The 18018-nt window shown below is 63.8% G+C and carries 20 protein-coding genes; 6 read left to right on the forward strand and 14 right to left on the reverse strand.

The genetic code is table 11. The annotated features are described in order from the left end of the window. Both EN879_RS04435 and EN879_RS04440 read left to right on the forward strand, forming a co-directional pair. On the forward strand, positions 1-1019 hold a 1019-nt coding region (locus tag EN879_RS04435), incomplete at its 5' end, for an FGGY-family carbohydrate kinase (protein ID WP_245493792.1). Positions 1020-1188: 169 nt separating this feature from the next. Next, complete coding sequence (locus tag EN879_RS04440) at positions 1189-2592, forward strand: MATE family efflux transporter (protein ID WP_013528421.1); 1404 nt, start codon at positions 1189-1191, stop codon at positions 2590-2592. A 100-nt stretch (positions 2593-2692) separates the two neighbouring features. On the opposite strand, the gene EN879_RS04445 is transcribed toward EN879_RS04440, so the two are convergent. The 10 genes from EN879_RS04445 to EN879_RS04490 form a co-directional block, all read right to left on the reverse strand. Beyond that, entirely contained in the window at positions 2693-3274 is a 582-nt protein-coding gene (locus tag EN879_RS04445) for a cupin domain-containing protein (RefSeq protein ID WP_013528422.1), read from the reverse strand. Position 3275: 1 nt separating this feature from the next. Beyond that, positions 3276-4532 carry a cysteine desulfurase-like protein gene (locus tag EN879_RS04450; RefSeq protein ID WP_063170430.1) on the reverse strand — a complete coding sequence of 419 codons (1257 nt, stop codon included), beginning with the start codon at positions 4530-4532 and terminating at the stop codon, positions 3276-3278. A gap of 70 nt (positions 4533-4602) precedes the next feature. After that, the gene (locus tag EN879_RS04455; protein ID WP_063170429.1) at positions 4603-5361 is read right to left on the reverse strand and encodes a cyclase family protein; all 759 of its coding nucleotides are present in this window, start codon (positions 5359-5361) and stop codon (positions 4603-4605) included. A gap of 2 nt (positions 5362-5363) precedes the next feature. Further along, complete coding sequence (locus EN879_RS04460; protein WP_013528425.1) at positions 5364-6542, reverse strand: ABC transporter substrate-binding protein; 1179 nt, start codon at positions 6540-6542, stop codon at positions 5364-5366. Then, positions 6539-7588, reverse strand: coding sequence for a branched-chain amino acid ABC transporter permease (locus tag EN879_RS04465; protein WP_082826621.1), 1050 nt, complete (start codon positions 7586-7588; stop codon positions 6539-6541). The genes EN879_RS04460 and EN879_RS04465 overlap by 4 nt, the downstream gene beginning before the upstream one ends. Then, positions 7585-8487, reverse strand: a complete 903-nt coding sequence (locus EN879_RS04470) for a branched-chain amino acid ABC transporter permease (RefSeq protein ID WP_024502052.1) — start codon at positions 8485-8487, stop codon at positions 7585-7587. Before EN879_RS04470 ends, EN879_RS04465 begins: the two co-directional genes overlap by 4 nt. After that, positions 8484-9215 (reverse strand): ABC transporter ATP-binding protein, encoded by a 732-nt coding sequence (locus tag EN879_RS04475; RefSeq protein ID WP_013528428.1) that lies wholly within the window; start codon positions 9213-9215, stop codon positions 8484-8486. Before EN879_RS04475 ends, EN879_RS04470 begins: the two co-directional genes overlap by 4 nt. Continuing rightward, positions 9202-9981 carry an ABC transporter ATP-binding protein gene (locus EN879_RS04480; protein ID WP_024502054.1) on the reverse strand — a complete coding sequence of 260 codons (780 nt, stop codon included), beginning with the start codon at positions 9979-9981 and terminating at the stop codon, positions 9202-9204. Before EN879_RS04480 ends, EN879_RS04475 begins: the two co-directional genes overlap by 14 nt. 286 nt (positions 9982-10267) lie before the next feature. Next, a complete protein-coding gene (locus tag EN879_RS04485; protein ID WP_063169747.1) occupies positions 10268-10726 on the reverse strand; it encodes a nuclear transport factor 2 family protein in 459 nt (152 codons plus the stop codon). 86 nt (positions 10727-10812) lie between these two features. Next, the gene (locus EN879_RS04490; RefSeq protein ID WP_063169746.1) at positions 10813-11172 is read right to left on the reverse strand and encodes a hypothetical protein; all 360 of its coding nucleotides are present in this window, start codon (positions 11170-11172) and stop codon (positions 10813-10815) included. Between the two features lie 80 nt (positions 11173-11252). Between EN879_RS04490 and EN879_RS04495 the strand changes: the two genes are divergently transcribed. The 3 genes from EN879_RS04495 (at position 11253) to EN879_RS04505 (ending at position 14052) form a co-directional block, all read left to right on the forward strand. After that, the gene (locus EN879_RS04495) at positions 11253-11831 is read left to right on the forward strand and encodes a TetR/AcrR family transcriptional regulator (RefSeq protein WP_063169745.1); all 579 of its coding nucleotides are present in this window, start codon (positions 11253-11255) and stop codon (positions 11829-11831) included. Positions 11832-11875: 44 nt separating this feature from the next. Continuing rightward, positions 11876-13141 (forward strand): beta-ketoacyl-ACP synthase II, encoded by a 1266-nt coding sequence (gene fabF / locus EN879_RS04500; RefSeq protein WP_082826620.1) that lies wholly within the window; start codon positions 11876-11878, stop codon positions 13139-13141. A 95-nt stretch (positions 13142-13236) separates the two neighbouring features. Continuing rightward, positions 13237-14052: an oxidoreductase gene (locus EN879_RS04505; protein ID WP_063170427.1), complete on the forward strand. Its 816-nt coding sequence runs from the start codon at positions 13237-13239 to the stop codon at positions 14050-14052. A 22-nt stretch (positions 14053-14074) separates the two neighbouring features. Here the strand turns inward: EN879_RS04505 and EN879_RS04510 are convergent, their stop codons facing one another. The 4 genes from EN879_RS04510 to speB all read right to left on the reverse strand — a co-directional run bounded on the left by EN879_RS04510 (position 14075) and on the right by speB (position 17332). Further along, complete coding sequence (locus EN879_RS04510) at positions 14075-14722, reverse strand: amino acid ABC transporter permease (protein ID WP_024502056.1); 648 nt, start codon at positions 14720-14722, stop codon at positions 14075-14077. After that, the gene (locus tag EN879_RS04515) at positions 14719-15375 is read right to left on the reverse strand and encodes an amino acid ABC transporter permease (protein WP_024502057.1); all 657 of its coding nucleotides are present in this window, start codon (positions 15373-15375) and stop codon (positions 14719-14721) included. Before EN879_RS04515 ends, EN879_RS04510 begins: the two co-directional genes overlap by 4 nt. 6 nt (positions 15376-15381) lie before the next feature. Next, the gene (locus tag EN879_RS04520) at positions 15382-16188 is read right to left on the reverse strand and encodes a transporter substrate-binding domain-containing protein (protein ID WP_013528437.1); all 807 of its coding nucleotides are present in this window, start codon (positions 16186-16188) and stop codon (positions 15382-15384) included. Between the two features lie 82 nt (positions 16189-16270). Continuing rightward, entirely contained in the window at positions 16271-17332 is a 1062-nt protein-coding gene (gene speB, locus EN879_RS04525) for an agmatinase (protein ID WP_013528438.1), read from the reverse strand. Between the two features lie 206 nt (positions 17333-17538). Between speB and EN879_RS04530 the strand changes: the two genes are divergently transcribed. Continuing rightward, positions 17539-18018: LysR family transcriptional regulator (locus EN879_RS04530; protein ID WP_127273958.1), on the forward strand; the 480-nt coding region annotated here is incomplete at its 3' end.

Raw genomic sequence — 18018 nt, forward strand, 5'->3', positions numbered from 1 at the left:
CCTATCTGGCGCATGAAGAGGCCGGCTGGCGGCGCGACTTCTTTGCGCTCGTCGGCCTCGGCGATCTTTTCGAGCACGGCAATTTGCCGGAAAAGGCCAGCCCGGTCGGCGCTTATATTGGCCAACTGACCGCCCAGGCAGCGGCCGAGCTTGGGCTGAGCGAGAAATGCCGGGTCGGCGCCGGCGTCATCGATGCCTATGCCGGTGCGCTTGGCGTGCTCGGCGGCTTTGCCGGCGACCAACAGGACATCGGCCGGCATTTGGCGCTGATCGCCGGCACGTCGAGCTGCGTCATGGCGATGTCACCGGATCCGCAGCCCTTCGCCGGCGTCTGGGGTCCCTATTACGGCGCGGCGCTGCCCAGGCTGTGGCTGTCGGAAGGCGGCCAGTCGGCGACCGGCGCCCTGCTCGACCACATCATCCGCTGGCACGGCGCCGGCGGCGAGCCGGATGCCGCCATGCATGCGAAGATCGCCAGGCGTGTCGCCGAGCTGCGCGCCACCGAGGGCGACAACCTTGCCGCGCGGCTGCATGTGCTGCCCGATTTTCATGGTAACCGCTCACCGCTCGCCGATCCGCATGCCGTCGGCGTCGTCAGCGGGCTGACGCTGGACTCCTCCTTCGACAGCCTGTGCAAACTCTACTGGCGCACCGCCGTCGGCATCGCGCTCGGCGTGCGCCACGTGCTGGAGGCGCTGAACGAGAACGGCTATCTGATCGATACGCTGCATGTCACCGGCGGCCACACCAAGAACCCGCTGTTGATGGAGCTCTATGCCGACGCCACCGGCTGCACGGTGATCGAGCCGCTGGCCGACGAGGCGGTGCTGCTCGGCACCGGCATGATCGCCGCCACCGCGGCCGGGCTGTTTCCCGACCTCAACGCGGCCTGTCTTGCCATGCAGCAAGGCGGCAGGACGCGCGCGTCGAACCCGAAATCATCAGGGCGTTTCGACCGCGACTACAAGGTTTTCCTCGAGATGCACCGCCAGCGGCGGATGCTGGACGCGATCCGCTAGAGCACCGGGGCCGGTCCCTGGCTCAATCCGTTCCCGTCCCTCCTCTCTTGCCTTCATGTCGCGTTTCGTCCAGAAGCTGACGCAAACGCCGCGAAACCGAAGGTTTTGCCGTTTGAAATGCGGCTTCCGGCTTTAATGCCGACGTGCCGTATCTGGAAAGAGCGGAACAATGTCTGCGATCGAAGCCGGCGCTCGCGCGCCGGAAAATCTTTGGCGTCAGGAAATCAGGGCGACGCTGGCGCTCGCCTGGCCGATGGTGCTGACCAATCTCGGCCAGACCGCGATGACGGCCACCGACGTCATGATGATGGGCCGGCTGGGGCCGGATACGCTGGCCAGTGGCGCGCTTGGCGCCAACCTCTATTTCATGCCGCTGATCTTCGGCCTCGGCCTGATGCTGGCGACATCGCCGATGATCGCCACCGAGCTTGGCCGCCGCCGCTATTCGGTGCGCGACCTGCGCCGCACCGTGCGCCAGGGCCTGTGGCTGGCGATCCTGATCTCGATCCCAATCTGGCTCGTGCTTTGGCACGGCGAAGGCATTCTGCTGGCCATGGGCCAGGAACCGGCACTGGCGCATCAGGCCGGCATCTATCTGCGCTGGCTCGAATGGGCGGTGCTGCCCTTCTACTTCTATATCGTGCTGCGCTCGTTCATCTCGGCGCTGGAGCGGCCGGGCTGGGCGCTGGTCATCGTCTTTGTTGCCGTCGCCTGCAATGCCTTCTTCAACTGGGTGTTCATGTTCGGCAATCTCGGCGTGCCGTCGATGGGCATTGCCGGGTCGGGCCTTGCCACCTCGCTGTCCTCAACGCTGATGTTCATCGGCCTGGCTGCCGTGGTGATGCTGGAGAAGAAGTTCCGCCGTTATCGTCTGTTCGGACGGTTCTGGCGATCGGACTGGCCACGCTTCAAGGGCCTGTTGCGGCTCGGCCTGCCGATTGCCGGCATTCTCGCCTTCGAGGTGACTATCTTCAATGCGGCCGCCCTGCTGATGGGCCTGATCGACGCGGATTCGCTGGCCGCGCACGCGATCGCCATCCAGATCGCCTCGATCTCCTTCATGGTGCCGCTTGGCCTCAACCAGGCGGTGACGGTGCGCGTCGGCCTTGCGCATGGCGCCGGCAATCCGCAAGGCGTGTCGCGCGCCGGCTGGACCGCCTTCGTCATCGGCGTCTCGTTCATGGCGCTGATGGGGCTGGTGATGATCCTGTGGCCGCATCCGCTGATCAGCGCCTTCATCGATCTGAGCAATCCGGCCAATGCCAGGGTGATCGAACTTGCCGTGTCGTTCCTGGTCTTCGCGGCGCTATTCCAGGTCTTCGACGGCGCCCAGGCGGTGGCCGCCGGCATGCTGCGCGGCCTGCACGACACCAAGGTGCCGATGATCTATGCCGCGATCGGCTATTGGGGCGTCGGCCTGCCGCTCGGCGTGCTGCTCGCCTTCCATTTCGGCCTGCATGGCGTCGGCATCTGGATCGGCCTGTCGACGGGGCTGGCCGTGGTGGCCGCGCTGCTGCTGGCGCGCTGGCTGCGGCGCGACCGACTGGCCCCGCCGCTCGCGTTCGGGCATTGAAACAGGACGGTTGGGCTCGGCGGCTGTTGTCCTGTGGACGTTGGCTCATTGAACGACGTCTGCAGAACTCCCTCGAAATCCGGCGCCGCGCTGGAGGCGGTCAGAATGTCGGCGGCGTGTTGACCCAGAGGATGCGGACCGTGGTCGAACCGATATTGCGGTAGCCGTGGCCGAGTTCGGAGTTGAAATAGAACGCGTCGCCTGCCTCGAGTGCCACCACGTTCGCCTCGACCAGCAATTCGACGGAACCTTCGAGCACGTAGCCGAACTCTTGTCCCTTGTGGCTGATCAACTCGGGGCTGCCGCCGCCGGCCTCGATCACGTGGACGTTGATCTGCAGCAGATATTCCGGACCGGACGGCACCAATTGCTCGAGCACGACATGGTTGCCCGAACGCCGATGTCCCGTCTCCATGTGCGGACGCTCGTTTTGCCGCAAAACGAACACTTCCGAGGCATTGTGCTGCAGCGTGCCGAACATCGCGTTCATGTTGATGCCCAGTGCCTGCACCAGCCGGTGCAGAGCCGCCATGGACGGCGTAGCGCGGTCGTTTTCGATCTTCGAGAGATAACCCTCTGTCAGCCCGATGCGGGCGCCGAGCTCTTCCAGGCTGAGGCCAAGCACCTGTCTGGCATGGCGCAGCTTGACGCCGATCCTCGGGGTTCCGTTTCTGTCGCGCATGTCAGGTCCGCGTCTTCATCCAGTCCGCCAGCTTCGCCAGCAGGAAATCGACTTCCGCCTCGGTGTTGTAATGAGCCAGCCCGATGCGGACGACACCGTTGCGGTCCGCAAGCCCCAGCCGCTTGATTGGCTCCAAACCGTAATTGTGACCGTGCCAGAGATAGATGCCTTCCTCTGCCATCGCCCTGGCGATGTCCGCGGGATCGGTTCCGTCAACGGTGATCGACACGGTAGGCACACGGCGCGCCAGCGCCGCCACATCGGATATGCCCTGGATCAAGACGCCATCAATTCTGGACAATCCGGCAATCAGCCGTGCTGTCAGGACACGCTCATAACGGTCGGCGACTTCAATGCCGGCGACGATTCGCTCCCGCCGCGTCGCCTGCGGGTGGACGTTGCCGAAGGACTGTCCGAGCCAGGCATAGTGCTCGACGGCGCCAAGCACCCCGGCAAGCGCCTCGCGGCTTGTCGTTCCCGTCTCGAATTTTCCAGGTGGCGTATTGGAAGCCGCGCGCACCTTATAGGCGGTCAGCGCCTGCAGCAGATCGAAACGGCCCCACAACACCCCGTGATGCGGTCCAAAAAATTTGTAGGCCGAGCAAACCAGGAAATCACAGCCGATCTCCTGGACGTCGATCACCCCATGCGGCGCGAACTGCACCGCGTCGATATAGCTCAGCGCCCCGATCGCGCGGGCGCGCTGCGCGATCCGCTTCACGTCGTTGATCGTGCCGGTAACGTTGCTGGCATAGCCGACAGCGACCAGCTTGACGTCCTCGTCGATAGTCGCCTCCAGCGTCGACAGGTCGAGTTCGAAGGTTTTTGGATCGAGGTCGATCCAGCGTACTTCAAGCCCCCGATCCTCCGCCAGCATCAGCCAGGGTGCGACGTTGGCGTCATGATCCATGCGCGTCAGCACGATGGCGTCGCCGGCGTTCAGATCGCGGCCGATGGCGCGCGAGACGGCGAAAGTCAGAGTTGTCATGTTCTGGCCGAACACCACCTCACGCCGGTCGGCGGCATTGAAGAAATCGGCCATCGCCTGATGCGCGTCGTCGACCATCGCCTGGGCCGCGAGTGAGGTTTCGAAATAGCCACCAAGATTGGCGTTGGTTTCGATCATGACACGCGTCATACGCTCGATCGAACGGCTCGCCATCTGGGTTCCCGCGGGATTGTCGAAGAAAATCCGCTTCTTCGGCTCGGCACCTCTCGCCATCGCCGGAAAAGCATCGCGGACTGTATCTATATCCATGTCTGAATTCCGTGTCTGATGATCGTTGTGCGGCGGCCCCTCGACCGCCGCCAGCAGCGGCTTCACGCGTTCAGCCGGCCGCTTCATGGATGGCGACAGCGCGAGCCGGGAAGCCAGATCCGGCCTTTGGCTTTGGCCAGCTTGCCATTATCAACGCGCCGGCTTCGGGCACCTTGTCGAGATTGGCCAAGAGCTCGATCTGCCAGCAGTCGCGCGACAGCACATAGTATTCCAGGCTTGCGTCACCTGCGGAAGTGGCACGGCCGGGATCAGTGTCCATGCCCTCGTGCCCGATCGCAGCAACACCGCGGCGTTCCAAAAGCTCCTCCAGCACCGGCTTCGACCAACCAGGCGCATGGGAGATACCGTCGGCCGACTTGTTCCGAAACGCCACGGGGTCCGGCCAGCGCGGCCACCAGCCGGTGCGAAGTGCGACAAAACACTTTTCCGGGATACGGCCGTTCCGCGCCTCCCAGGCCGAAATATCGTCGAGCGTCGGCGTCGCGTCGGGATCGGCGGCGACCCTGTCGCTGATGTCGAGGATGACCAGCGGCAGAAGCATCTCCGCCACCGGCAGTTGGTCGATCGAGCGGCCGCCGTCGATGAAGTGCACCGGCGGATCGACATGGGTGCCCCACTGTCCGACGAAGGCGTAGTGGTGGACCTGGAAGGCATCGCCCTTCGAAAAATCGAGCAACGCACTGCGCTCCTCGTCCGGGAAGGCCGGGAAATGCGGCTGACCCGGATGAAACGCATGCGTCAGGTCGGTGAAGGTCGCGGCGGAGAGCCGCGACCTGTAGATGTCCCAAAGGGAGCCCGGAGTGGACAAGATCACGGCTCCGCGACGAAGGTCGGTGCCGCTTCACTTGCCAGGACAAGCTTGCCGTCCTTGACACCAATGACCGAGACCGACTTGTCCGGCACCGAAATGCCCGGGCGGTAGGTGATCGTGCCGGTCACGCCGTCGAGCCCGGACGTAGCGGCCAGCGCGTCACGGATCTTGGCCGGATCCGGCGCACCGGCACGCTTGATCGCGTCGGCCATCAGCTTGACCGAGTCGTAGCCGAGCGCAGCGAACGCGTTCTCCGGGGCATTGCCGACCGACTTGGTGTAGGCGTCGATAAAGGCCTGCACCTTCGGGGTGGCGCCCTCACCGATATAGGCGTGGGTGGTGAAGTAGGTGTCCTTGGCCGCGTCGCCGCCGACCTGGATCAGCAAGGGCGTGTCGTAGCCGTCGCCGCCGACCACCGGCAGGTTGATGCCGGCCTGGCGCATCTGCTTCAAGATCAGGCCGATTTCCTCGGCATTCGACGAGGCATAGACGAAGTCTGGCTGCGGCGACAGCGCCTTCAGTTTGGCGATCTGCGCGGTAAAGGTCTTGTCGCCGATCTTGTAGGTGTCGCGCTCCAAAATCTTGCCCCCGCCATGCTCGTAGGCGGTGACGAAGTAGTCCGACAGCAGCGTTGTGTATTCAGTGCCGATGTCGGTCAGCAGGTAGGCGGTTTTGCCGTTCAGCTTGTTCAGCGCAAATTCCGCGCCAACCGCAGCCTGAACGTTGTCGCCGAAGGCGGCGAGGAAGATCTCGTTGCCGAGCTGGCTAGGCAATTTCGGCGAGGTCGCGCCTGGCGTTATGAACGGTATCTGCGCCGTCTGGACCTGCGGTCCGATGGCCAGCACCGAGTCGGAATCGGCGAAGCCGATGATGCCGACGACCTTGTCGCTGTCGATCAACTGGCTGGCGACGGTCGAGATCGTCGTCGAATCGCTCTTGGAATCGTAGATCACCAGTTCTATCTGCTGGCCGAGCACGCCGCCGGCGGCGTTGATTTCGCTCGCTGCCAGCTTGGCGCCATTCAGCATCGGACCGTCGAGCGAGGCCTGGATGCCGGTCAGGTTTGCCGGATAGCCGATCTTGATGGTGTCGGCAGCAAGTGCCGTGCTGGCCGAGGCAAGCGCGAAGAATGCGCCCAGTCCCAGGCCGATGGTACCGCGTCGAGTGAGTTTGATCATCGTTTTCGTTCCTCTGTCTGGTTCACCGTTGCCGATCTTTGGGTTGATCCGAACATAAGTTCCCGGTCCCCCATGATCCCCTTCGGCCGGAAGATCATGACTAGAATGAAGATGAAGCCGAGCACGATCTGGCTGGCGCCAAACAGGGCCGGCACCGCGAAATCGCCGATCGTGAAGCCGCGTTCGACCGAGCGCAGGATCTCCGACAACAGCGAAACGCAGATGACGCCGACCACCGCGCCGGTCAGGGAGCCCATGCCGCCCAGCACCAGCATTGTGATCAGACTCATCGTCAGCGCGAAGTAGAAAGTGTTCGGCGAAAACGAGCCGAGATAATGCGCATAGAGCGACCCGCCGACGCCTGAGAAGAACGCGCCGATGACGAAGGCGATCAGTCTGGTCCGCAGCACGCCGATTCCGACAGCGCTGGCCGCGATCGTGTCGTCGCGCACCGCCTTCATGGCGCGCCCGAAAGGCGAATAAACCAGGCGCGCCAGAACGAACACCGTGATGGCGAGCCAACCCATCACCCAGGGCAACGTCGTCTCCAGCGGCACGCCGGTAAACGTGCGGGCACCTCGGGTGAAATCCGACGCATTGATCAGCACCACGTTGACGATAATCAAGAATCCCATCGTCGCCACCGAAACGAAATAGCCCGACAGGCGCATCAAGGGATAACCGACGACCACCGCAAGCAATGCCGTCAGAAGACCTGCCACCAGCGTCGCCGGCAGGAAGGGGAGGCTGAAAGCATGCAGAAACCCCGGCAGATGCGGCAGCAATGCCATCTTCTGCTGCACCGGGATCGACAGGATTCCCGAAATATACGCGCCGGCGCCGATGAAGCCGACATGGCCGAGCGAAAACACGCCCGTAAAACCGTTGCTCAGCGACAGCGCCAGCACCAGGATTGCATTCAGCGCGATCAGCAGGATAATCCGGACGAAATAGTCGCTCAGCACGTGCGGCGCACCGAATGCGACAGCTGCCCCCGCCACCACGGCGACGAGGACGAGGAGTGTGATCCGCGCTTCCCGGCTCACAGCTTTATCTCCCGGTTTGGCTGGAGCAGCCCGCCCGGGCGCACCAGGAGAAAGGCGATCAGCACGGCGAAGACGATTGCGTCGCGATAGGACGAGACGCTGCTCGGCAGGAATGCGACGATGAATATCTCCAGCGCGCCCAATATGTAGCCGCCGACCAGGGCGCCCGCGATCGACCCGAAGCCGCCGATGATTGCCGCCACGAAAGCCTTCAGGAGCGGCGTGAAGCCCATCTGCGGCTGCACCACGCCGGCCTGTGCCGCCCACAAAATGCCGGCGAGGCCGGCATAGGCGGATGCGACGATGAAGGCGACGATGATCAGCCGGTTGACGTTCAGACCGACAAGGTGTGCCGCCGACATGTCCTCGGCTGCGGCGCGCATGCCGAGCCCAGTCGTGGTGCGCGTGATAAACCAGCCGAGGAGCAGCAGCGACACGAAGGTCAGCGCGATGGTCAGGAGATTGATGCTGGTGAAGGTGATGGCGCCGTTCGACATTTCCCAGGAGGTGTTGAGAATATCGGGGAGTGGAAAATTGCGCGGCGAGGAGGTGAACACCAGGATGCCGACATTCTCGATGATGTAGGTGACGGCGAGGCTGGTCAGCAGTCGCGCAACGTCGGGCGCGTCGCGGATCGGGCGGTAGGCGATGCGTTCGATGAGGAAGCCGGCGGCGGCGGCTGCGGCGATGCCGCAGATCACGGCGACCGGGAACGGAACGCCGATGCCGACCAGCAAGGCAACCCCGAAGGCACCTACCATCATGACGTCGCCATGCGCGAAATTGGTGAGCTTGAGGACGCCGAAGACGATCGACAGACCGACCGCCACCAGTGCGTAGAGGCTGCCGAGGCTCACCGCATTGACGATCTGCTGCAGGATATAGTCCAGCTGGGTCATGTTGCCGCCCCGAGATATGCCTGCGCCACGCGTTCGCTGTCGCGCAGTTCCGCGGACCGGCCAGACAGCGCCACCTGGCCCGTGCGCAGCACATAGGCACGGTCGGCGAGGTCCAGCGCGAGCGTGATGTTCTGTTCCACCAGCAGCATCGTCATGCCCTGGCGCTTCAGTTCGGCAAGCGCGCTGAAGATATGGCGGACCAGCAGCGGCGCAACGCCGAGCGAAGGCTCGTCGAGCAGCAGCAGGCGCGGCGCCGCCATCAGCGCGCGCGCCAAAGCAAGCTGCTGCTGTTCGCCGCCCGACAGCGTGCCGGCCAGTTGCTTCAGCCGCTGCTTGAGAATCGGGAACAGCATGAACATGCGCTCGCTGTCTCTGAGGATGGCATCCTTGTCGGTGCGGGTGCAGGCGCCGAGCCGCAGATTGTCAGCCACCGTCAGGCCGCCGAACAGGCGCCTGCCCTCCGGGCTCTGCGCGATGCCCAGACTTACGATGCGCGACGGAGCGACACCTCCAATCGGCTTGCCATCGAAGATGATCCTGCCGCCGCGCGGCCGCGACAGGCCGGAAATGGTGCGCAAGGTCGTGCTCTTGCCGGCGCCGTTGGCGCCCACCAACGCCACCACCTCGCCGGCATGGACGTCGAGCGAAATGCCCTTCAGCGCACGCACCGCGCCGAAATTGACCTCGAGGTTCTCGACACTGAGCAGAACGGGGCTAGGCGTGGCCAAGATACGCCTCCCGCACTTTCGGGTGTTCGCGTACCTGCTCCGGTGTTCCGACGCAGATCACCTCGCCAGTCGCCAGCACCTGGATGCGTTCGCACAGCGCCATGATCAGGTCCATGTCGTGCTCGACAACGACCACCGTTACGCCATAGCGGTCACGGATCGTCCGGATCAGCGCTGCCAACACCTTGGTCTCGTTGGAATCAAGACCGGCAGCGGGCTCATCGAGCAACAGCAGTTGCGGGCCGGTCGCCAACGCACGCGCAATCTCCAGCCGCCGCTGATCGCCGTAGGGAAGATCCGCGGCGACCCTGCCGGCCTGATCTGTCAGGCCCATGAGGTCGAGGAGTTCGTCGGCCTTCTGCCGGGTCGCGGCCACCCGCTCGCGATAACGCCGACCGCGCAGCACGGTATCGGCGGCGCCGACAGGATGGCGCAACTGCGCCGCCGTCAGCACGTTCTGCGCGACGCTGAGGCTGCCGAACAGGCGAGAGCCCTGGAAGGTGCGGGCGATGCCCATCGCGACGATCTGCGATGTGCGCAGGCCGACGATCGACCGGCCCTCCATCTCGATGCTACCGGAATTCGGCTGGGAGAAGCCGGTGATCAGGTTGAAAAGCGTGCTCTTGCCCGAGCCATTCGGCCCGATTACCCCAATGATTTCACGTTCGTGGAGCTCGATGGAATGATCACGCAGGGCAACCAGCCCTCGAAAGGCTTTTGTCAGCCCGACCGTCCTCAACAGCACTCGACTCGACTGTCTATCCACCCGCCGGTTTGCCCCTGTCCCTCGCCGCCCCGTTCGGCCCGGTCAAGCTTCAAATGGACAATTCGAACGGCAAGATGTCAAGTCCTATTCCCAAGAGGAAAGCTGTATGCCTGCCTCGGCTCGACCGTTGCCGCGACAGCACCGGCATCGATGCAGGGCCTGCAGTCCAGCGCGCCAGCGCTCGCTTCTCGAGCCTGCGCGCATAGTGCGTGGGCGCAAGGCACGAGACGAAGACGATCGGCGCCACCGGCCCGTAGACCTTGGGCGTCCTCGGACCGCGCTTGTGCTAGCTTGTTGTCTGTTCGGCGACAGCTTCTTCGAGGCCGGCTGCGGCCTGGGCGGCGAGAGCGCGCGCCGCCGCCTGTGAATCGTAGAATTCCTCGAGCGCATGAACCCTGCCCCACCGCAGCGTGAACACGTGGAGACCACGGTTGACGTAGGACGTATCGCCGTTGAGCAGGGTAGCGGTGCCATCCCACTGGGCAAACACGGTGGTATGCCACGGCCAGCCCTTCACCCACACGTGGTTGACCGTGAGATGGAGAGTGGGCAGAACACGGCCGAGGCGCTCGAACCACCGGCGCAGGGCCTGCTTGTCGTGGCGCTCGCCACCAAGCGCGTGTGCGCCACCAACCCGGTGATGGACATGCGGCGCGATGGCCTTCACCGCCGCATCCCAGCGATGGTTGTTGACGTCGTCGAAGCTCTGCCGGATCGATTTCTCGACAAAATAGCTGTAAAGCATGTGACCTCTCTCCAAACTTATCGGTGGCGCGCCGTTCCGACGCGAGACCCCGGCCAGCATCGCTCGGCCGCGGTCTGCGCGTCAGGTCAGGGCATTGTCGCGTCGGCTCGCAGGGATGTGTCCGTCTCGGTCGAGACCGTCACTTCCTCACCGGACCTTGAGAACGCGTAGAGCGAGCCCGGGTGGCCAGGTATGGAAAACGCCACGGAGTCACTGTTGGCGAGGCCCATGACAACCCGCAGCGGATCACCCCCGGTCTTCGGTGCGAAAGTGGCGGTGACCTCAAGCAGGTCGCCGTCCGGAACGTAGTAGACCACCATGTCCAGGTGTGCCTGGTGCAGGCTACCGCCTTCGATCGGGCGCCCGATGGTGGCTTCCTCGGCAAGAGCCGGGGTTGCAAGAAACAGCGCCGCCAGCAGCGAGGCGCCCAAGGTTTTGCGGATCATCTCATTTGTCCTTTTTTAGATTGCGTTCACCCTCTATATAGGGTATAGATTACGAATGCAATCTAAAAAAGGAGATGACGATGCGTGTAAGTCGCACTCAGGCCGCGGAAAACCGTGAGACCGTGATCAATGTGGCAAGCCGGCTTTTTCGGGAGCGCGGGTTCGACGGCATCGGCCTCAAGGATCTGATGAAAGGGGCCGGGCTGACCCAGGGCGCCTTTTACAAGCAATTCGAGTCGAAGGACGATCTGGCGGCGCTGGCGTCCAGGCGGGCGATGGAAAGCGCCACCCACAAATGGTCGGCCGCGACCGCGGCAAATCCCGGGAACCCGCTCGACGGGGTGATCTCATTCTACCTCAGCATGGATCATCGCGGAGAAAAGATGGACGGCTGCCCGGTCGTTGCGCTCGGCTCGGATGCCGCCAGGCAAGGTGCCGAGGTGAAGGCGTCATTCGAAGCCGGCATCAAGGCGTACCTCGAGATGCTCGGCGGTTGGGTTGGCGAGGGCGACATCGAAAAGACCGGCAACAAGGCAATGGCCGTTCTCTCGACGATGGTCGGCGCGGTCGTGCTGTCGCGGGTCGTCAACGACCCCGACCTTGCGCAGGCTTTTCTGGATGCGGCGGCCGATCAGGTTCGCGAAGCAGTCGCTACTTGAACGGCGCGAGCAGCGCCGCCAGCACAGCAAGGATAGGAGAGCAGATGGAACGGATTGTCGTCACGGGCATGGGTGCGGTCACGCCCCTTGCCGCCAATGTCGAAGCGTCCTGGTCACGCCTGCTTGCCGGCCGGTCTGGCGTTCGCAGGCTTCCTGACGATGTGGTGGGAGAGCTGCCGGCTAAGATTGGCGGCGTGGTTCCCTCCCTGGGCGAAGACCCCGAGGCTGGTTTCGATGCCGATGCCGTCCTGTCCGCGAAGGATCAGCGCAAGGTAGACCGGTTCATTCTCTTCGCGCTGGCGGCGGCGGAAGAGGCGCTTGCGCAGGCGCAATGGAAGCCTGCCTTGGAGACGGATCGCCTGCGCACGGCCACGATCATCGCTTCAGGTGTCGGCGGGTTCCCGGCCATCACCGAGGCGGTGCGCACGGTGGACCTGCGTGGCGCCCGCCGCCTGTCTCCCTTTACGGTGCCGTCCTTCCTGGTGAACCTCGCGGCGGGCCACATCTCGATCCGTCATGGCTTCAAAGGTCCACTCGGCGCACCGGTGACGGCGTGCGCGGCAGGCATCCAGGCGATCGGCGACGCCGCCCGCCTGATCCGCGCCAACGAAGCCGACATCGCCGTGTGCGGCGGAACGGAAGCGTGCATCAACACCGTCAGTCTCGGCGGTTTCGCCGCCGCTCGTTCTCTTTCAACCGGCTTCAATTGGGCGCCGGCCCAAGCCTCGCGCCCTTTCGACACATCGCGCGACGGCTTCGTCATGGGCGAAGGGGCCGGCGTGCTGGTCATCGAGGCGTTGAGCCACGCGTTGGCGCGCGGCGCAAAACCGATTGCTGAGCTCGTCGGCTACGGCACGACGGCGAATGCCCATCACGTCACCTCCGGGCCAGAGGACGGCGACGGCGCGCGCCGGGCCATGCAGATCGCGATTGCCCAGGCAGGGATTTCGCCACGCGACGTTCGTCATCTCAATGCGCATGCGACCTCCACGTCAGTCGGCGACCTGGGTGAGATCGAAGCGATCAAGAGCGTGTTCGGGCGCGATTTCGCGATAGCTGTCAGTGCCACGAAATCGGCGACCGGACACCTGCTCGGAGCGGCCGGCGGGCTTGGTGCGATCTTCGCAATCCTGGCGCTCAGGGATCAGGTCGCCCCGCCAACCCTCAACCTGGGCGAGGCCGATCCGGCCGGCGACGGAATCGACTTCGTCGCCAACGCACCCCGGCCCATGGAGATGGAGTACGCGATCTCCAATGGCTTCGGCTTTGGCGGCGTGAATGCCAGCGCCCTGTTCAGACGCTGGAACTAGCGGTGGCCAGACGCAGTCATGACCGACGCCCTTTGCCCCGGCCTATCTCAATGCTTTTCCCAATCCGATCCAACGCAAAGAAGGATATGATTTCCATGAACAAGACCAGTCCCGGCGTCGCCCTTGTCACAGGGGCATCTTCCGGCATCGGGCGCGCTACCGCCGACGCCTTGCTCGGCGCTGGCTTTCGCGTCTTCGGAACCAGCCGTCGCACGGCCTCACAGCAATCCGCCGGCGTGACCATGCTGACCTGCGACGTGACCGACGACGCGTCCGTCGCGACAATGGTCGATGACGTTCTGGCCGCGGCCGGACGCATCGACGTGCTTGTCAACAATGCCGGCATGGGGCTGTTTGGCGGCGCGGAGGAGTCCTCGACCGCCCAGGCCAAGGCGCTGTTCGACGTGAACGTCTTCGGCGTCTTGCGCGTGACCAACGCGGTGCTGCCGGCAATGCGGCGCCAAGGGAAGGGCAGAATCGTAAATTTGAGCTCGGTACAGGGGTTCATCCCCGCTCCCTATTTCGCGCTTTACTCGTCGACCAAACACGCCATCGAAGGGTATTCCGAGTCGCTCGATCACGAATTGCGCCCCTTCGGCATTCGCGTTTCGCTGGTGGAGCCCGCCTATACCCGCACATCATTCGAGGACAATCTTGCCGCCCCCGACCGGTCGCTCGAAATCTACGACTCCGCGCGCGCCGGGATGACTATGTCAGTGCGGAAATCGATGGAAAAAGGCGATGCGCCCGAAGTGGTCGCCAAGACCATTTTGGCAGCAGCGACCGATCCCGCGCCGAAGAAACGCTATGCGGCGGGAAAAATGGCGCGCCAGGTCAGTTTCCTGCGCCGTTTCGTCCCCGCATCCGAATTCGACAAGAGCCTGCGCAAGCAGCTTGGGTTGCCGGTCTGAAATCGGGCGCTGCCTTGGCGCGTCAGCGAGCAGCCGCCTGTTTCTCGAGCCTGCGGGCGTATTGCGTCAGCGGAAAGCACATGACGAAGAAGATCAGCGCCACCAGCCCGTATACCTTGAACGGTTCGAAGGTCGCATTGTTGATGGCGTTGGAGGTCCGCACCAGCTCCTCGAAGCCGATGATCGAGGTGAGCGCCGTCGATTTGATCAGCTGCACCAGGAAGCCGACGGTGGGTGCGCGGGTGATCGAAAACGCCTGCGGCAGGATGATCAGCCTGAGTTCCTGCAGATAGTGCAGGCCGAGGCTGGCACCGGCGTCCCATTGACCGAGGGGTAGCGCCGCGACGCCGGAGCGCCAGATTTCGGCGAGATAGGCGCTGGCGAAGAAGGTGAGGCCGAGCGCCGCCGCCGTCCAGGGTTCGATGCGCAGACCAAGCATCGGCAGGCCGAAGAACATCAGGAACAGCTGCATCAAGAGCGGCGTCCCCTGGAACAGGGCGATGTAGCCGGAGGCGACACGCCGGCTCCATTTGTTCTCAGCGATCCTGAAGAACAGCACGATCATGCCGACGATGCCGCCGCCGATAAAGGCGGCCAGCGATAGCAGCACCGTCCAGCGGGCGGCGAGCAGTAGGTTGCGCACGATGTCCCAGAAGGTGAACTCGATCATGACACACCGGCTCCGAGCGCGCGGCGCCCGCCTGACACCAGCAGCCGGCGCAAGGCCATCGACAGAGCGAGATAGACCAGCGTCACGACGAAATAGGTCTCGAAGGAGCGGAAGGTGCGTGCCTGCAGCATGTCGGCCTCGTAGGTCAGCTCACGCACGGCGATCTGCGACACGACGGCGGACTCCAGCATCATGATGACGATCTGGCTGGTGAGCGCGGGGTAGATGATCTTGAGCGCCTGCGGCAGCACGATCTTGACGAACACCTGGCGTGGCCGCAGCCCAAGGGCCAGCGCTGCTTCCGTCTGCCCGCCGGGCACGGCGTCAAGCCCGGCGCCGACGATCTCGATGGTGTAGGCCGCCATGTTGAGCGTCATCGCCAGCATGGCGGCCAGGAGCGGGTCGAGCCGGACGCCCAGGCTGGGCAGCCCAAAGAAGATGAAGAACAACTGCACCAGGAACGGCGTGTTGCGCATCACCTCGACATAGCAGGCGATTGCCCGCTTGAGCAGCACCGGGCCGTTTCGCCGCCCCGCGGCACCCAGGATGCTGAGCAGCGTTCCGGCCAGCGTGGTCACGGCGATCAGCAGGATCGTCGTGGCCGCGCCATGCGCGATGTCGCCCAGGGCACCCGGGAGCCAGCCAAAGGCCACGGAAACTCAATCCTTGAGATTGTCGGGATTGAGCGGCGTCTTCAGCCAGGCTTTCGAGCTTTCGTCCAGCTTGCCGTCGGCCAGCATCTTGGCGACCGCATCGTTCACGGCCTTCTTCAGGCCGTCTTCGTTCTTGTTGAGGCCGATATGCGAGGGCGAGGTCAGAAGCTGGAACTTCTGCTCCGGCTTCAGTGCGTCCTGCTTGGCCAGCACCTGCGCGCCGACATCGTTGCCGACGACCATCAGCTGCGTCTGGCCGGAGATGAAGGCCTGGATCACCGAATTGTAGTTGTCGAAGCGCTTGATGTCGGCCGATGCCGGTGCTGCCTCGGTGAGCGAGGTGTCTTCCAGCGTGCCGCGATTGACGGCGATCGACTTGTCGGCGAGGTCTTCCTTGCCTTTGACGGCAAGCGCTGCCGGACCGATCACGGCGATGTAGTAGGGCGCGTAGGCAGCGGCGAAGTCGATGACCTGCTCGCGTTCCTTCGAATAGCCGACGCTCATCAGCAGGTCGACGCGATGATCGTTCAGATACGGGATGCGGTTCTGGCCGGTGACGGCGATGGGATTGAGCTTCACCTTGAGCGTATCGGCGATGTATTGCGCGACATCCATGTCATAGCCCTTGAGGCTCATGTCGGCGCTGGCCGAGGAGAAGGGCGGAAAGTCGGCGAAGACGCCGACATTGATGGTGCCGGCCTTGGTGATGTCCGCCAGCGCATCGGCGCTAGCGGCCTGAACTGCGAGGCCGAAACCGGCCGTGCCGAGCATCAGCACGGCGGCGATGGAGGCAAATGTCTTACGGATTGTCATTGTCATTCCCCTGTCTGGAAGCTTTGTTTGTTCGGGTCGGCCGCCGGCTCCAGCGCGGCGGCTGCCTTTGCTTTTCTAGACGTCAGGCGCCCTTGCCTGTTATCGCCGGGCTGAACACCATCAGGCTCAGTATCTCGAACAGCACCTGTGCGGCGGCATGCGCCGTGTTGGTGGTCGAGTCGTATTGCGGCGCCACCTCGACGACGTCGCCGCCGACGATGTTAAGACCTTTGAGGCCGCGCAGCAGTTCGAGCACTTCGCGCGTCGTCAGACCGCCGACTTCCGGCGTGCCGGTGCCCGGCGCGAAGGCCGGATCGACGCTGTCGATGTCGAAGGAGACATAGGTCGGGCCGTCGCCGACGATCTTGCGCGCCTTCTCGATGATCGCCGGAATGCCGAGGCCGGTCACCTCCTCGGCATGCACCACGGTCATGCCGGACTCGTAGGTGAACTCCCACAGATATTCGGCCGAGCCGCGGATGCCGATCTGGATCGTGCGCGTCGGGTCGAGCACGCCGTCAAGCACCGCGTTGCGGAACGGGCCGCCATGGTGGAACTTGGTCATGTCGAACAGGCCACTGGTGTCGCAGTGGGCGTCGATATGGATCAACCCCACCGGGGCCTTCTTGCCGACGGCCTTCAGAATTGGATGGCTGATCGAATGGTCGCCGCCGATCGACAGCGGAATGACCCCGGCATCGACGATCTGGTTGGTGCGGCGCTCGATATCCTCATGGCTGGTCTCAAGCCGGTAGCGGCTGCGGAACGGCGTGTCACCAATGTCGGCGACCCTGAGCTCATGCGTCGGCGCGCATTCCAGCACGTGATTGTAGGGCCCGATGCGCTCGATGGCGCGCAACGCCCTTGGCCCGAAGCGCGAGCCCGGGCGGTTGGTGACGCCGAGATCCATCGGCACGCCGATCATCGCCACCTGCAAATCGCCGAAATCCGGATTGTCGGCCGATATTTCGCGGTAGGGCGCGGCAAGAAAGGTCGGGATGCCTGAATAGGGCGCCAGCCGCGTGCCGCTCTTGGAGAAGATCTTGTCGGCGACCTTGCGGAATTTCGGGTCGAACATCTCGCCGCCATGGCTTTCACCATATTTGCGACGCAACGCATCGAGCTTGCCGCGATCGTATCCCATGTCCGCTCCTCCTGGGCTGATGCAGTGCCGGCGCGGGTGACGCCTGCGAACCGACCGTCATCCGGCCGGGCCGCTGTCCCGCTGGCTGCCTGCAGATTTCATGTCTTGATGCTGTTCTAAACTCAAGTGTCTGGCAGTGGCATTGAAAAATCAATTGATATTGTTAGGGTGTTTTCTGTGAGAAAATCTCACAACAAAGTGGTACCATGACCAAGCGCCTGCCACCGCTCAATCCGCTGCGCGCCTTCGAGGCAACGGCTCGCCATGGTTCACTGACCAAGGCGGCGACTGAGCTGAACGTCACTCATGGCGCCGTCAGCCACCAGATCAAGGCGCTCGAGCAGTCGCTCGGTGTCAAGCTGTTCGAGCGGGTCGGCCAGCGAGTCAAGCTGACACCGCATGGCGCGGAGCTTCTGCCGGCGGTGTCGACCGCGTTCGACGGCATCGCCGCCGCCACCCAGCGCATGACAAGGCCGGCGAGCAGCGGCACACTTTCGGTCTCCTGCGTGCCGGCGCTACTGTTGCTGTGGATGACACCGCGGCTCGGCAGTTTCATGGCGCAATATCCCGACATAAGGCTGACGCTTATTCCTTCCAACGATCCCAAGGATTTGCGGGCGCCCAATATCGATGTCTGCGTGCATTATGGCGACGGCAGCTGGACCGATTGCTGGATGCGCAAATGG

The organism is Mesorhizobium sp. M7A.F.Ca.AU.002.02.1.1 (assembly GCF_003998535.1).
GTDB classification, from domain to species: Bacteria; Pseudomonadota; Alphaproteobacteria; order Rhizobiales; family Rhizobiaceae; genus Mesorhizobium; species Mesorhizobium ciceri.